Source organism: Pseudomonas sp. NMI760_13 (assembly GCF_021283245.1).
In the GTDB taxonomy this organism is placed as follows: Bacteria; Pseudomonadota; Gammaproteobacteria; order Pseudomonadales; family Pseudomonadaceae; genus Aquipseudomonas; species Aquipseudomonas peradeniyensis.
Genome location: NZ_JAJSRC010000004.1, coordinates 205,100 through 219,839, shown reverse-complemented (window position 1 = coordinate 219,839; position 14,740 = coordinate 205,100). Strand labels below are relative to the sequence as shown.

At 65.6% G+C, this 14,740-nt stretch carries 12 protein-coding genes; 10 read left to right on the top strand and 2 right to left on the bottom strand.

Annotated features, from left to right (window positions below):
• The first annotated feature begins 90 nt into the window (after positions 1-90).
• Both LU671_RS06370 and rarD read left to right on the top strand, forming a co-directional pair.
• On the top strand, positions 91-1,065 hold the full coding sequence (locus LU671_RS06370; protein WP_232855053.1) for a serine/threonine protein kinase: 975 nt from the start codon (positions 91-93) through the stop codon (positions 1,063-1,065).
• A gap of 64 nt (positions 1,066-1,129) precedes the next feature.
• The gene (gene rarD / locus LU671_RS06365; RefSeq protein ID WP_232855052.1) at positions 1,130-2,017 is read left to right on the top strand and encodes an EamA family transporter RarD; all 888 of its coding nucleotides are present in this window, start codon (positions 1,130-1,132) and stop codon (positions 2,015-2,017) included.
• 332 nt (positions 2,018-2,349) lie between these two features.
• Here rarD and LU671_RS06360 read toward each other — a convergent pair whose 3' ends face one another.
• Entirely contained in the window at positions 2,350-2,868 is a 519-nt protein-coding gene (locus tag LU671_RS06360; protein ID WP_232855051.1) for a glycine cleavage system protein R, read from the bottom strand.
• A gap of 459 nt (positions 2,869-3,327) precedes the next feature.
• On the opposite strand from LU671_RS06360, the gene LU671_RS06355 reads away from it, so the two are divergent.
• A complete protein-coding gene (locus tag LU671_RS06355) occupies positions 3,328-5,505 on the top strand; it encodes a malate synthase G (RefSeq protein ID WP_232855050.1) in 2,178 nt (725 codons plus the stop codon).
• Between the two features lie 84 nt (positions 5,506-5,589).
• On the opposite strand, the gene LU671_RS06350 is transcribed toward LU671_RS06355, so the two are convergent.
• Complete coding sequence (locus tag LU671_RS06350) at positions 5,590-6,039, bottom strand: response regulator (RefSeq protein WP_062575435.1); 450 nt, start codon at positions 6,037-6,039, stop codon at positions 5,590-5,592.
• 225 nt (positions 6,040-6,264) lie between these two features.
• On the opposite strand from LU671_RS06350, the gene LU671_RS06345 reads away from it, so the two are divergent.
• From LU671_RS06345 to LU671_RS06315, 7 genes are all read left to right on the top strand, one after another.
• A complete protein-coding gene (locus LU671_RS06345; RefSeq protein ID WP_232855049.1) occupies positions 6,265-8,202 on the top strand; it encodes a putative nucleotidyltransferase substrate binding domain-containing protein in 1,938 nt (645 codons plus the stop codon).
• The gene (locus LU671_RS06340; RefSeq protein ID WP_232855048.1) at positions 8,199-8,909 is read left to right on the top strand and encodes a 3'-5' exonuclease; all 711 of its coding nucleotides are present in this window, start codon (positions 8,199-8,201) and stop codon (positions 8,907-8,909) included. The genes LU671_RS06345 and LU671_RS06340 overlap by 4 nt, the downstream gene beginning before the upstream one ends.
• Positions 8,910-9,165: 256 nt before the next feature.
• Complete coding sequence (locus LU671_RS06335) at positions 9,166-9,684, top strand: RNA polymerase sigma factor (protein ID WP_186712646.1); 519 nt, start codon at positions 9,166-9,168, stop codon at positions 9,682-9,684.
• The gene (locus LU671_RS06330) at positions 9,681-10,625 is read left to right on the top strand and encodes a FecR domain-containing protein (RefSeq protein WP_203649817.1); all 945 of its coding nucleotides are present in this window, start codon (positions 9,681-9,683) and stop codon (positions 10,623-10,625) included. The genes LU671_RS06335 and LU671_RS06330 overlap by 4 nt, the downstream gene beginning before the upstream one ends.
• Positions 10,626-10,884: 259 nt before the next feature.
• Positions 10,885-13,317 (top strand): TonB-dependent siderophore receptor, encoded by a 2,433-nt coding sequence (locus tag LU671_RS06325; protein WP_232855047.1) that lies wholly within the window; start codon positions 10,885-10,887, stop codon positions 13,315-13,317.
• 101 nt (positions 13,318-13,418) lie between these two features.
• On the top strand, positions 13,419-14,531 hold the full coding sequence (locus LU671_RS06320; RefSeq protein ID WP_232855046.1) for a PepSY-associated TM helix domain-containing protein: 1,113 nt from the start codon (positions 13,419-13,421) through the stop codon (positions 14,529-14,531).
• Complete coding sequence (locus tag LU671_RS06315; protein ID WP_232855045.1) at positions 14,528-14,704, top strand: DUF4175 domain-containing protein; 177 nt, start codon at positions 14,528-14,530, stop codon at positions 14,702-14,704. The genes LU671_RS06320 and LU671_RS06315 overlap by 4 nt, the downstream gene beginning before the upstream one ends.
• Positions 14,705-14,740 lie beyond the last annotated feature (36 nt).

The following is a 14,740-nucleotide window of genomic DNA, read 5'->3' as shown; positions in this document are numbered from 1 at the left end:
GCAACAGCGCAGCCTAAAGGACTGGGTGATCGGGTCAGCCTTGGGATTGGGGTAACATGCAGGCCGCAGTCCCAGCGACCGGAGCCTCTCATGTCCCACCCCTTCGACACCCTCACCCCCGACCTCGTGCTGGACGCCGTGGAAAGCCTCGGCTTTCTAAGCGATGCACGGGTGCTGGCGCTCAACAGCTACGAGAACCGCGTCTACCAGGTGGGCATCGAGGACGCGCAGCCGCTGATTGCCAAGTTCTATCGCCCTGGGCGCTGGAGCGACGCGGCGATCCTCGAGGAACACGCCTTCACCCGCGAGCTGGCCGAGTGCGAAGTGCCCGTGGTGGCGCCAATGCTGCACGAAGGCCGCTCCCTGTTCGAGCACCAGGGCTTTCGCTTCACCCTGTTCCCGCGCCGTGGCGGCCACGCACCGGAGCCGGGCAATCTCGACCAGCTCTATCGCCTTGGGCAACTGCTCGGGCGCCTGCACGCGGTAGGGGCGAGCAAACCCTTCGAGCACCGTGAAGCCCTGGCGGTGGACAACTTTGGCCACGCCTCGCTCAAGACCTTGCTCGACGGCAACTTCGTGCCCCGCGAGTTGCTGCCGGCCTACGAATCGGTGGCCCGCGACCTGCTCAAGCGGGTCGAGGACATCTACGCTCGCACCTCGTACCAGCCGATCCGCCTGCACGGTGACCTGCACCCCGGCAACCTGATGCACCGTGACGACGTCTACCACGTGGTCGACCTCGACGACTGCCGCATGGGCCCGGCCGTCCAGGACCTGTGGATGATGCTCGCCGGCAGCCGCGAAGAGCGTCTCGGCCAGCTGGCCGAACTGATTGACGGCTACAACGAATTCCACGACTTCGACCCGCGTGAGCTGGCCCTGATCGAACCGCTGCGCGCCCTGCGCCAGTTGCACTACAGCGCCTGGCTGGCGCGGCGCTGGGACGATCCGGCGTTCCCGCCGAGCTTCCCCTGGTTCGGCCAGCCGCGCTACTGGGGCGATCAGATCCTGGCCCTGCGCGAGCAGATCGCCGCGCTCGATGAACAACCGTTGAAATTGTTCTAGGTCCAGGCCGAGGTCTGTCTACAATAGGCGTCGCTTTATTTAGCTACCTAAGCAAGGATTCTGCATGCACGCCGCCAACCCGCGCCGCGGGTACCTCCTGGGCCTCGGCGCCTACATCATCTGGGGCCTGTTCCCCCTGTACTTCAAAGCGATCCAGAGCGTTCCGGCGGTGGAAATCATCGTCCACCGCGTGCTCTGGTCGGCCCTGTTCGGCTCGCTCCTGCTGCTGGTGTGGAAACACCCCGGCTGGTGGCGCGAACTGCGCGACAACCCGCGGCGCCTGGCGATCCTCGCGCTCAGCGGTGCGCTGATCGCCGGCAACTGGCTGACCTACGTGTGGGCGGTGAACAACGGGCGCATGCTCGAGGCCAGCCTGGGCTACTACATCAACCCGCTGATCAACGTGCTGCTGGGCATGCTGCTGCTCGGCGAGCGCCTGCGCCGCCTGCAATGGCTGGCGGTGGTCCTGGCGGCCCTGGGCGTGGCGCAGCAGGTGTGGCAGGTCGGCAGCCTGCCCTGGGTGTCGCTGGCCCTGGCGCTGTCGTTCGGCTTCTATGGCTTGATCCGCAAGCAGGCACCGGTGGCGGCGCTGCCGGGGCTGGTGGTCGAGACCTGGATGCTGGTGCCCATTGCCATCGGCTGGTTGTTGCTGCACCCGACGGCCAGCAGCGCCAGCCCTGAGTTCTTCAGCAGCAGCGAAGCGCTGTGGCTGATCGCCGCCGGCCCGGTGACACTGGTACCGCTGGTGTGCTTCAACGCCGCTGCACGCCACCTGCCCTATACCACGCTGGGCTTCCTGCAGTACCTGGCACCGACCCTGGTGCTGCTGCAGGCAGTGCTGCTGTTCGACGAACACCTGTCGTCGAGCACCTTGGTGGCGTTCGCCTTTATCTGGGCGGGGCTGGCTGTCTACAGCGTCGATGCCTGGCTGAGTTTGCGCGAGCGCGCCTGATCAAAAAATGATCATATTGCTGAAGGCCACGGGGGACGTGGCCTGCAGCAAGCGCTCCAAAGGTTATCCACACCCTCGTCCCCGGCGTTTGTGCACAAGCCACTGATTAGTGGACGTTTTTTGCTCAAATCTCGCCAGGCCTCGTGATTGTTGGGCTGGCGGGGAGCGCCCCCAGGTTATCCACAGGGGCATCCCCGATAAATAGGGATAACCGCCGGGGGCGCTGCGCACCCCGTTCGCGGCACAAGGCCGCTCCTACAAGGGCATGCAGTCCTCTGTAGGAGCGGCCTTGTGCCGCGAACGGGCTGCAAGGTAGCCCCGACGATCCCGAATCACTCCTCCGGCCGCAGCTGCAACTCCACCATCAGATCATCCGCCAGGCTCTCAAGCCGCGCCTGCAGATCGTCCAGCGACAAGGTCAACGGCAACGCCAGCAACGCATCGGCATGGAACAACGGCTCACTGCTCATCGGCGCCGGCCGCACCTCGGTACTCAAGCGCTCCACGTTCACCCCTTGCTCGGCCAGCAAGCGGGTGATATCACGAACAATACCCGGCCGGTCGTTGCCCACCAGTTCCATGGCGATCGGTTTCCAGGTGCAGGATGGCTCGATCCCGCTTTCGGCGATGAGTACGCGAATGCCGTGATCTCCCAGTTTCTGCAGCGACTCGACCAGTTCGGCGTAGGTCTCCGCCGGCACCGCCACCCGCAAGATCCCGGCGAACTGCCCGGCCATGCGCGACATGCGGCTTTCCAGCCAGTTGCCATTGTGATCGGCGATGCACTGGGCGATACGCTCGACCTGCCCGGCCTTGTCCGGGGCGATCACGGTGAGTACGAGATGGTCCACGGGCCACTCCTTCATTCGTCTGCGAAGGCCGCCCCAGGCGACCGGAATACGGGGATCGAATCAGTATAGGCAAGGCGCGGCAACCTGCCGCAGGACAGTCACAGCAAGTAATCGTGTACTGTTTCAAGATTTATCTGGAACAATCCACCTGTTTTTTGCGAACATGGCGTCTCCCAGCGTGACCCCATGCGACCAACCGGTCGCAGAGCGACGCTTTTAGTCTGATGTTCACCTGCCTGCTGCTTCATGTAGTATGCGCCGACGCAGACTACAAAACGTCGTTTCGATGTCTGCCAAGGCGCCTGTGAAAATACGCCAACCGCCCGCCGGCCCGTCTGGCGAGCCGCACCCAGCCGCCCCGGAGCACGCGGGCACGCACTGGTGCCGTGTTTAGAGAAGCGCTACAGGCTTAATACAGAAGAGCGAAAGCGAAATAGCTGAGCAGAGGTGAGGCAAGCAATGACTGGATACGTTCAAGTCGGTGGCCTTCAGGTCGCCAAGGCCCTGTACGACTTCGTCAACGACGAAGCGATCCCTGGAACCGGCATCGGAGCCGACAAGTTCTGGGCCGGGGCGGCAGAGATCATTAAAGACCTCGCTCCAAAGAACAAAGCCCTGCTCGCCAAGCGCGACGAGCTGCAAGCCAAGATCGACGCCTGGCACCAGGCACGCCAGGGCCAGGCCCATGACGCGGTGACCTACAAGGCATTCCTCGAGGAAATCGGCTACCTGCTGCCACAAGTCGACGACTTCCAGGCCACCACGCAGAACGTCGACGAAGAAATCGCCCACATGGCCGGCCCGCAGCTGGTGGTGCCGGTGATGAACGCCCGCTTCGCCCTGAACGCCGCCAACGCCCGCTGGGGTTCGCTGTACGACGCCCTCTACGGCACCGATGTCATCAGCGATGAGGGCGGCGCCGAGAAAGGCCAGGGTTACAACAAGCTGCGCGGCGACAAGGTCATCGCCTTCGGCCGCGCCTTCCTCGACGAAGCCGCGCCACTGGCCGCCGGCTCCCACGTCGACTCCACCGGCTACCGCATCGAAGACGGCAAGCTGGTAGTCGCCCTCAAGGGCGGCAGCAACAGCGGCCTGCGCGACGACGCCCAGCTGATCGGTTTCCATGGCGACGCGAAGGCGCCGACCGCCGTGCTACTCAAGCACAACGGCCTGCACTTCGAGATCCAGGTCGATGCCAGCACCCCGGTCGGCAGCACCGACGCCGCCGGCGTGAAGGACATCCTGATGGAGTCGGCACTGACCACCATCATGGACTGCGAAGACTCGGTCGCCGCCGTCGACGCCGACGACAAGGTGATCGTCTACCGCAACTGGCTGGGCCTGATGAAAGGCGACCTGGCCGAGAGCGTCAGCAAGGGCGGCAAGACCTTCACCCGCACCATGAACCCGGACCGCGAGTACGCCGCACCGAACGGTGGCAGCGTCACCCTGCACGGTCGCTCGCTGCTGTTCGTGCGCAACGTCGGTCACCTGATGACCAACCCGGCAATTCTCGACGCCCAGGGCAACGAGATCCCCGAGGGTATCCAGGACGGCCTGTTCACCAACCTGATCGCCCTGCACAACCTCAACGGCAACACCAGCCGCAAGAACACCCGCACCGGCAGCGTGTACATCGTCAAGCCGAAGATGCACGGCCCGGAGGAAGTGGCCTTCGCCGCCGAGATCTTCAGCCGCGTCGAAGACCTGCTGGGCATGAAGCGCAACACCGTCAAGGTCGGCATCATGGACGAGGAGCGCCGCACCACGGTCAACCTCAAGTCCTGCATCAAGGCGGCCGCCGAGCGCGTGGTGTTCATCAACACCGGTTTCCTCGACCGCACCGGTGACGAGATCCACACCTCCATGGAAGCCGGCGCCGTGGTGCGCAAGGGCGCCATGAAGAACGAGAAGTGGATCGGCGCCTACGAGAACAACAACGTCGACGTGGGCCTAGCCACCGGCCTGCAAGGCCGCGCGCAGATCGGCAAGGGCATGTGGGCCATGCCCGACCTGATGGCCGCCATGCTCGAGCAGAAGATCGCCCACCCGCTGGCCGGCGCCAACACCGCCTGGGTGCCGTCGCCGACCGCCGCCACCCTGCACGCCCTGCACTACCACAAGGTTGACGTGCAAGCCCGTCAGCGCGAGCTGGCTTCGCGTACCCCGGCCTCGGTCGACGATATCCTGACCATACCGCTGGCCGCCGACACCAACTGGTCGGCCGACGAGATCCGCAACGAGCTGGACAACAATGCCCAGGGCATTCTCGGCTACGTGGTGCGCTGGATCGACCAGGGCGTGGGTTGCTCGAAGGTGCCGGACATCAACGATGTCGGCCTGATGGAAGACCGCGCCACCCTGCGCATCTCGGCCCAGTTGCTGGCCAACTGGCTGCGCCACGGCGTGGTCACCCAGGAGCAGGTGCTGGAAAGCCTCAAGCGCATGGCCGCGGTGGTCGACAAGCAGAACGCCGGTGACGCCCTGTACCGCCCGATGGCGCCGAACTTCGATGACAACATCGCGTTCCAGGCGGCAATCGAGCTGGTTGTAGAGGGTGCCAAGCAGCCGAACGGCTACACCGAGCCGGTGCTGCACCGTCGCCGCCGCGAGTTCAAGGCGCGCAACGGGCTGTAATCAGCCAGCAACGCATCGCGGGGCCAGCCCGCTCCCACGCCACATGCACACTGGCGTGGGAGCGGGCTGGCCCCGCGATCGTTTTCAGCCCTGCCCTATTCGCAACTCCTTCCTCACCAACTCCAGCAACCTGTCCAGGTCCACCGGCTTGAGCAGGAAATCCACCACCCCCAGATGCATCACGTCCACCGCTTCCTTCACATCGGTGTCGCCAGAGACGACGATGATCGGAAGAGCAGCCCGTTCCGTCTTGTGCACTTCCTCGATAAGTTTCTGGCCATCCAGAGGTTTCATGCGCAAGTCGGTAATCATCAGTGCGATACGCGACTGATAATGCAGTTTGAACAGCGCCTCCTCAGTTCCGTCTGCCTCCATGCAGTCAATCTGATGACTCTGCAGATACAGGCACAATGCTTGTCTGCTCACCGGGTTGTCGTCCACCACCAGTACCACGGGCCTGGGCGCGACGGGTGCGCTCACCACGGCCAACGCCTCACGTTCGGCGTCGCTCAGGATGTCGTCATGCTCTGCCATGGTCGTCTCGTCAAAAAAACCCCGTTATTCAAGTTCAGACCGCAAAGCCCCTGCATGCAAACTGCCTTTCGTCGGCTATTTGACACCGGACACAAGCAGCGAAACACCCATCGCGCCTTATAGACTTACGTCCAATGGGCACCGCAGAGCCGTCGTCCGACCATGGAGCCTTAGAACAACAAGGTCTGCGCTACATTTGCAGACATACTTATCGCGGTCGGTTCCATGAGCAAAAAGGACGCCTACAGCCAGGCGGGCAGAACAGCAGTGCTGCAAAACATCCAGGGTACCCTGCAGTTCCTGCAGCGTTTCCCGCCGTTCAACCAGATGGAACACAACCACCTGGCCTACCTGGTGGAGCAGTGCCAGCTGCGTTTCCACGCGGCCGGCGAAAGCATCATCAAGCCTGCCGACGGTCCGGTCGAGCACTTCTATATCGTCAAGCAGGGCCGCGTGGTCGGCGAGCGCCACCATGTCACCAAGCCGGGCACCGAGACCACCTTCGAGATCGCCAGCGGCGAATGCTTCCCGCTGGCCGCGTTGCTCGGCGAGCGGGCCACCCGCACCGAGCACCTGGCCGGCGAGGACACCTTCTGCCTGCAACTGGACAAGGCCGCGTTCATCCGTGTGTTCTCCATGTCCGAGGTGTTCCGCGACTTCGCCCTGCGTGGCGTCAGCAGCCTGCTCGACCAGGTCAACCAGCAGGTGCGCCGACGCGCCGTGGAGACCCTGGGTACCCAGTACTCGCTGAACACCCCGCTGGGCGAACTGGCGCTGCGCCATCCGGTGGTGTGCGCGCCGGACACGCCGCTGCGCGAGGCGGTGGGGTTGATGCACGAGCAGCAGGTCGGCAGCATCGTCATCGTCGACGACCAGCGCCATCCCCTCGGCATCTTCACCCTGCGCGACCTGCGCCAGGTGGTGGCCGACGCCAGTGCCGAGCTGACCGCGCCGATCGAGCGCTACATGACCGCCCGGCCGTTCCACCTGAGTCCCCAGGCCAGCGCTTTCGACGCCGCCATGGCCATGACCGAGCGGCACATCGCCCATGTCTGCCTGGTGGACAACCAACGCCTGTGCGGGGTGATCTCCGAACGCGACCTGTTCTCCCTGCAGCGTGTCGACCTGGTGCACCTGGCCCGCACCATCCGCCATGCGCCACGCCTGGACAGCCTGGTGTCGTTGCGCGGCGAGATCGGCCAGTTGGTCGAGCGCATGCTCGCCCACGGCGCGTCCTCGACCCAGATCACCCAGATCATCACCCTGCTCAACGACCATACCGTGTGCCGGGTGATCGAGCTGGCCATCGCCGAACGCGGCGACCCGGGCGTGCCGTTCAGCTGGCTGTGCTTCGGCAGTGAAGGCCGCCGCGAGCAGACGCTGCACACCGACCAGGACAACGGCATCCTCTTCGAGGCCCGCGACGCCGTCGAGGCCGAGGCCATACGCGCCCGGCTGCTGCCGCTGGCCCAGCAGGTCAATCACAACCTGGCCCAGTGCGGCTTCACCCTGTGCAAGGGCAATGTGATGGCCGGCAACCCCGAGCTGTGCCTGTCACGCAGCGAATGGGCGCGACGCTTTGCCGGCTTCGTGCGCGAGGCGAGCCCCGAGAACCTGCTGGGCTCGAGCATCTACTTCGACCTGCGCGTGGTCTGGGGCGACGAGCAAGGCTGCGAACAACTGCGCCAGGGCCTGCTGGAGCAGGTCGCCGACAACCGCCTCTTCCAGCGCATGATGGCCGACAATGCCCTGCGCCAACGACCACCGGTCGGGCGCCTGCGCGAGTTCGTGCTGACCCGCCAGGGGGACGACAAGGCCGCCACCCTCGACCTCAAGGTGCAGGGCCTGACCCCGTTCGTCGATGGCGCCAGGCTGCTGGCCCTGGCCCATGGCGTCAGCGCCTGCAACACCCTGGAGCGCCTGCGCCAGCTGATCGCCAAGGGCATCATCGACCCGCTCGACGGCGCCGCCTATGAAGAGGCCTACCACTTCATCCAGCAGACCCGCATGCAGCAGCACCAGCGCCAGACCCGCGAGAACCAGCCCTACTCCAACCGGCTCGACCCGGACAGCCTCAACCACCTGGACCGGCGCATCCTGCGCGAGTCCCTGCGCCAGGCCCAACGCCTGCAAAGCAGCCTGGCCCTGCGGTACCAGCTGTGAAGCTGTTCGCCTGGTGGCGCCCCGCCGCCCCCGAACTCGCCGCCCCGCTGCGTCGGCGCCTGGCCATGCTGCCAGGGCCGGCGCCACTGGGCGTGCGCTCGTTGCGTGAACAGCGCTGGGTGGTGCTGGACCTGGAGACCAGCGGCCTGAACCTCAACCGCGACCAGGTGCTGTCGATCGGCGCGGTGGCCATCGAGGATGGCGCCATCGCCCTGGGTCGTCCGTTCGAGCGCACCCTGCACCGGCCCGCGCAGAAGACCAACGCCAGTGTGCTGATCCATGGCCTGGGCCCCAGCGCCCTGGCTGCCGGCTGCGACCCGGCCGAGGCGCTGCTCGATCTGATGGACTTCATCGGCGACAGCCCGGTGCTGGCGTTCCACGCCCCGTTCGACCAGCGCATGCTGGCCCGGGCGCTGAAGGACAGCCTGGGCCTGCGCCTGCAGCATCCGTTCCTCGACGTGGCGGAGCTGGCGCCGATGCTCAACCCCGACACCGTGCTGCGTGAAGCCGGTCTGGACGACTGGATCGCCCGCTTCGGCCTCGAAGTCCAGGCCCGCCACCATGCCAGCGCCGATGCCCAGGTGACTGCGGAGCTGGCGTTGATCCTGTTCAGCCAGGCCCGGCGCCAGCAACTGGACAGCCCGTTGCAGCTGGAGCAGCGGGTACGCCAGTGGCGACGGCGTAAAGTCCAGAGTCATGGCCTCTGACCCATACATCGCCCCCTGTAGGAGCGGCCTCGTGCCGCGAATGGGCTGCACAGCAGCCCCTCTCCCGGTGAGCGCTAGAACCGCCGGGGCCGCTTTGCGGCCCTTTCGCGGCACAAGGCCGCTCCTACAGTGAGAGGTGTGAACCGGATCATCATGCTGGCAATCCGATAAGCGTCAATTGCGCCACCACCCCCGCCTCTGCCACAATCGCGAATAATTATCGTTAGTTAACGCATTCTTTCCCGGGGATCGCTTCTTGACGCCTGCGCACAGTCCACATGCCGAGCTGGTCGGAGCGCTGTATCGCGACCATCGCACCTGGCTGCTGGCCTGGTTGCAGCGCAGCACCGCCTGCCGTCAGCGCGCCGAAGACCTGAGCCAGGACACCTTCGTGCGCCTGCTCGGTCGCGAGCGCCTGGACGCCCCCCGCGAACCCCGCGCCTTCCTGGTCGCCGTGGCCAAGGGCCTGCTGTTCGACCACTTCCGCCGCGCCGCCCTCGAGCAGGCCTACCTCGCCGAGCTGGCCCTGCTGCCCGAGGCCGAACACCCGTCGCCCGAGCAGCAGCACCTGATCCTCGAGGACCTCAAGGCCATCGACCGCCTGCTGGGCAAGCTGTCGAGCAAGGCCCGCGCGGCCTTCCTGTACAACCGCCTGGACGGTCTGGGCCACGCCGAGATCGCCGAACGCCTCGGGGTGTCGGTGTCCCGCGTGCGCCAGTACCTCGCCCAGGGCCTGCGCCAGTGCTATGTCGCCCTCTATGGAGAGCCGACATGAACCAGGCCCCGGTTTCCAGCCAGGTGCTGGAAGCGGCCATCGCCTGGAAGCTGTGCCTGGACGAAGGTAGCGGTACCCCGGACGAACGCAACGAATTCATGCGTTGGCACGCCGCCCACGAGGAGCACGCCCGCGCCTGGTTGCAACTGGGCATGCTCGACCGGCGCGTCAACGCCGCCGCCGGCCCGGTGCGCCACACCCTGCTGCAATCACGGGCCGGGCTGCGCCAGCGCCTTGGTGGCCTGGCCAGCATGCTGCTGCTCGGCGGGCTGCTCACCTGGGCCGCAGCGCCGACCCTGTCGCCGACCTACTGGCTGGCCGATCAGCGCACCGGCACCGGCGAGCTGCGCACCCTGCGCCTGGAGGACGGCACCTTGCTGAGCCTGAACAGCCAGAGCGCGGTGGACATCGATTTCCGCGGCGAGCAGCGGCTGATCGTGCTGCATCGTGGCGAAATCTCGGTGGAAACCGGCCACAAGGACAGCCGTCCGCTGCTGGTGCGCACCGAGGATGGCCGCCTGCGCCCGCTGGGCACGCGCTTCCTGGTCAAGCGCGAGGAGTCCGGCACGCGCCTGGAGGTGCTGCAGGCCTCGGTGGCCGCCAAGCCGCAGAACAGTGGCGACGAACAGGTGCTGCGCGAAGGCCAGCAGGTACTGATGAACGCCGACGGCCTAGGCCGGGTCGGCTCCGTGGCGGTCGGCAGCGATGCCTGGACCCGCGGCATGCTGGTGGTGGACAACGTGCGCCTGGCCGACCTGGTGGCCGCGCTCGGCCAGTACCGCAGCGGCCACCTGGGGGTCAGCGACGAGGTCGCCGACCTGCGCGTGAGCGGCAGCTTCCCGCTGACCGACACCGACCTGGCCCTGGCCTCGCTGCAGCCGGCGCTACCGGTGAAGATCGAGCGGCATACGCCGTGGTGGGTGACCGTCTCCGCCAGATAAGCGCTGCGTGCCGCCCTTCGCGGGTAAACCCGCTCCCACAGGGATCGCGCCAGATTCTAAAAATTGAGCAAGACAGTTGCTCCCACAGGGAATGCATCAAACCTGTGGGAGCGGGTTTACCCGCGAAGAAGCCAAGGCGATATAGCGCTGAGCGCCGCTCGTGCCAACCCTGTCAGATATTTTTTCAAAAGACCCTGTCACTTTCCCAATCTCGCTCGGCAAGGAAGCAGTCAGCACTATTTCGTCGAGGAGCCGCTGCATGTCCCGTGCCGTTGATGCTTTGCTTCGCCCCAGCCTGATGGCCCTGGCCATCGGCCTGGCCGCACCGTTGGCCAGCACCACCCTGTTCGCCGCCGAACAGGCCGCCCTGCGTGCCTACGACCTGCCCAGCGCACCGCTGGCCAGCACCCTGAACCAGATCGCCAGCCAGGCCGGGATCGCCCTGGCGCTGGATCCGGCACTGGTCAGCGGGCGCAAATCGGCGCCGGTCAGTGGCCAGTACGACGCGGTCGGCGCCCTGCAGGCCGCCCTGCGCGATACCGGTCTGCAACTGCAGCAGAGCAGCGCCGGCAGCTACAGTCTGGTGGCGGTGAGCGAAGGCACCCTGGCGCTGCCGGAAACCAACATCAACGCCAACAGCAGCTTTGAGAGCGCCTGGGGCCCGGTGGAAGGCTACACCGCCAAGCGCACCGCCGCCGGCACCAAGACCGACACCGCGCTGGTCGAGGTCCCACGCTCCATTTCCGTCGCCACCCGCCAGCAGATGAGCGACCGCGGCGTGCAAAGCCTGGATGACGCGGTGAAGTACATGCCGGGTATCGTCTCGGCCAGTTTCGGCAGCGACACCCGCTATGACTGGATGCGCGTGCGCGGCTTCGAGCCGACCCAGTTCCTCGACGGCCTGCCCCTGCCCCGCGGCGTGTATGCCAACCCGAAAGCCGAAACCTGGAACCTCGACCGCCTTGCGCTGCTGCGTGGCCCGGCCTCGTCGGTGTATGGCCAGACCCCGCCCGGCGGTCTGCTGGACATGGTCAGCCGCCGCCCCCAGGCCGAGAGCAGCCACGAGATCCAACTGCAGTACGGCAGCGACAACCACCGCCAGATCAACTTCGCCAGCACCGGCAAGCTCGATGAGCAGGGCCAGTTCCTCTATGGCGTCAGCGGCGTGGTACGCGACAGCGGCACGCAGATCGACCATATCGATAACAAGCGCTACAACATCGCCCCGAGCCTGACCTGGAACATCGACGAAGACACCTCGCTGACCTTCCTCAGCCAGTTCACCCGCGACGACACCGGCGCCACCAGCCAGTTCTACCCGATCCAAGGCACCAAGATCGACATGCCATTCGGCAAGGTCTCCCGCCACAAGAACCTGGGTGACCCGGATTACGACTACTACGACCGCACCTATTACGCGCTGGGTTATGCCTTCGAACATCGTTTCAACGATGTCTGGCAGTTCCGCCAGAACCTGCGTTACACCAAGTCGGAGCTTTCGTTCCAGACCATTACGGTCAGCAGCTACAACAAAGACTACCTCCCGGTCACCGATGACGGCATTGCCAACCGCATGTCCACCAACACCGAGGAGAATATCGGCCAGTTCGCGGTCGACAACAACTTCCAGGCCGACTTCGCCACCGGTGCCGTCAGCCATACCGTGTTGATTGGCCTGGACCACCAGCGCACCAATCACGACTACCTGGCGATCTATGGCTTCGATGTGCCGCCGATCGACGTCAACAACCCGGCTTATGGCCTGCCGATCACCCGCCCCGCGCGCTCCTCGGCCTATTACGATTACAACCAGAAGACGGTGCAGACCGGCCTCTATATCCAGGACCAGATGGCACTCGACAACTGGCGCCTGACCCTGGGCGGGCGACAGGACTGGGTCCACACCGGCACCAAGTTCTTCAACAAGGGTGATGCCACCAACACCCAGCGCGACAGCAAGTTCAGTGGCAACGCGGCGATCAGCTACGTCTTCGACTCCGGCCTGGTGCCCTACCTGTCCTATGCCGAATCCTTCCAGCCGGCCAGCAGCGCAGACGCGGACCCGGAAAAGACGTTCAAGCCGACCGAAGGCGAGCAATGGGAGCTGGGCATCAAGTACCAGCCACCAGGCTCCAACACCCTGCTCTCTGCCGCGGTGTACGACCTGACCCAGAAGAACGTCCAGGTCACCAACAACATCGGTGGCACGCCGGTCACCAGCCAGACCGGTGAAGTGAAAGTCCATGGCCTGGAGCTTGAGGCTGTCTCCGACGTCACCGACAACCTGAAAGTGATCGCCGCCTACACCCTGGCCAAGTCCGAAGTCCAGAAAGGGCCGTACAAAGGCAACCGCCTGCAACAGATGCCCAACCAGCAGGCCTCCCTGTGGACCGACTACACCTGGCATACCGGTGTGCTTGACGGCTTCGGCATTGGCCTGGGCGCACGCTACACCGGCAACCGCTACGGTGACGAAGCCAACACCTGGCTCGGCAAGAGCAAGGCCTACACGGTGTTCGACGCCGCCGTGCACTACGACCTGGGCCGCCTGGACAACAGCCTCAAGGGCGCCTCGGTGGCGATCAACGCCAGCAACCTGCTGAACAAGGACTACCTCTCGACCTGCGACGGCTACTACTGCTACTACGGCGACCAGCGCAGCGTCGTCGCCAGCGCTACCTACAAGTGGTAAACACCCATCGCGGGGCAAGCCCGCTCCCACGCCGAGACAGAACGGCGTGGGAGCGGCGGTGCGCCGATGCGACTTGACCCGCGATTGCGTAAGGAGCCGTGATGAAAAGCCAAACCATCCGCCGCTGGTCAGCGATCCACACCTGGAGCAGCCTGGTCTGCACGCTGTTCCTGTTGCTGCTCGCCCTCACCGGCCTGCCGCTGATCTTCCACCACGAGCTGGAGCACTTGCTCGGCGACGCGCCGCAACTGCGCGAGATGCCCGCCGACACCCCGCACCTGGACCTGCAGCAGCTGGTGCTCAAGGCCGAACAGCACCGCCCCGGCGAGGTGATGCAGTACTTCGGATACGAAGAGGACGAGCCCAACGGCGTGGTCACGATCATGGCCGCCACCGCCGGCACCCATCCCGACGACTCGCACACCTTCATGCTCGACGCGCGCACCGGCGAGGCCGTGGCCATGCCGGCAGCCAACGGCGGCTTCATGATGCTGATGCTGCGCCTGCACGTGGACATGTTCGCCGGGTTGCCCGGCAAGCTGCTGCTGGCGTTCATGGGGGTGCTGTTCATTGTCGCCATCGTCTCCGGCACCGTGCTCTACGCGCCGTTCATGCGCCGTCTGCGCTTCGCCACGGTCCGCCACGACAAGTCGCGGCGCCTGCGCTGGCTGGACCTGCACAACCTGATCGGCGTGGTCACCCTGACCTGGGCCCTGGTGGTCGGCGTCACCGGGGTGATCAGCGCCCTGTCCGACCTGGTGATCGCCGCCTGGCGCAACGACAGCCTGGCGGCCATGGTCGCGCCCTACCGCGACGCACCGCCGCTCACCGAACGCGCCTCGGCCACGCAGCTGCTGAAGATCGCCGAACAGGCCGCGCCTGGCATGCGCCCGGACTTCATCGCCTTCCCCGGCACACGCTTCTCCAGCGAGCACCACTACGCGGTGTTCATGAATGGCGCCACGAACCTGACCTCGCACCTGTTCACGCCGATCCTGATCGATGCGCGCACCCTGGAGGTGACCGCCGTGGGCGAACGCCCGTGGTACATGGACGCCATGGGCCTGTCGCAGCCCCTGCACTTCGGCGACTACGGCGGCCGGCCGATGCAGATCCTCTGGGCCGTGCTCGATGTGCTGACCATCATCGTGCTGGGCAGCGGCCTGTACCTGTGGTGGGGTAAGCAACGCAAGGCACGGGAGGTGCGGGCATGAGCCACAAGTCGCAAAGCACCCGCAGGATCTTCGCCTGGCCGGCGCTGATCGCCGTGCTCAGTGCGGCCGGGCTGTTTGCCGCACTGCTCGGGGATGGGATGTGGGATATGCTGGCCTGGGTGGGGCTGGGCGTTTCGGCCGGCCTGGGCCTGAGTGGGTTCTGGCGGCGGTAGGCAGCTCACATGGAACTGCACATGACTCATTGATTC

Bases quoted from the DNA above. Each gene is read 5' to 3' on its own strand.
- LU671_RS06370 (WP_232855053.1), top strand. From the start codon at position 91: ATGTCCCACCCCTTCGACACCCTCACCCCCGACCTCGTGCTGGACGCC.
- rarD (WP_232855052.1), top strand. From the start codon at position 1,130: ATGCACGCCGCCAACCCGCGCCGCGGGTACCTCCTGGGCCTCGGCGCC.
- LU671_RS06355 (WP_232855050.1), top strand. From the start codon at position 3,328: ATGACTGGATACGTTCAAGTCGGTGGCCTTCAGGTCGCCAAGGCCCTG.
- LU671_RS06350 (WP_062575435.1), bottom strand. From the start codon at position 6,039: ATGGCAGAGCATGACGACATCCTGAGCGACGCCGAACGTGAGGCGTTG.
- LU671_RS06345 (WP_232855049.1), top strand. From the start codon at position 6,265: ATGAGCAAAAAGGACGCCTACAGCCAGGCGGGCAGAACAGCAGTGCTG.
- LU671_RS06330 (WP_203649817.1), top strand. From the start codon at position 9,681: ATGAACCAGGCCCCGGTTTCCAGCCAGGTGCTGGAAGCGGCCATCGCC.
- LU671_RS06325 (WP_232855047.1), top strand. From the start codon at position 10,885: ATGTCCCGTGCCGTTGATGCTTTGCTTCGCCCCAGCCTGATGGCCCTG.
- LU671_RS06320 (WP_232855046.1), top strand. From the start codon at position 13,419: ATGAAAAGCCAAACCATCCGCCGCTGGTCAGCGATCCACACCTGGAGC.
- LU671_RS06315 (WP_232855045.1), top strand. From the start codon at position 14,528: ATGAGCCACAAGTCGCAAAGCACCCGCAGGATCTTCGCCTGGCCGGCG.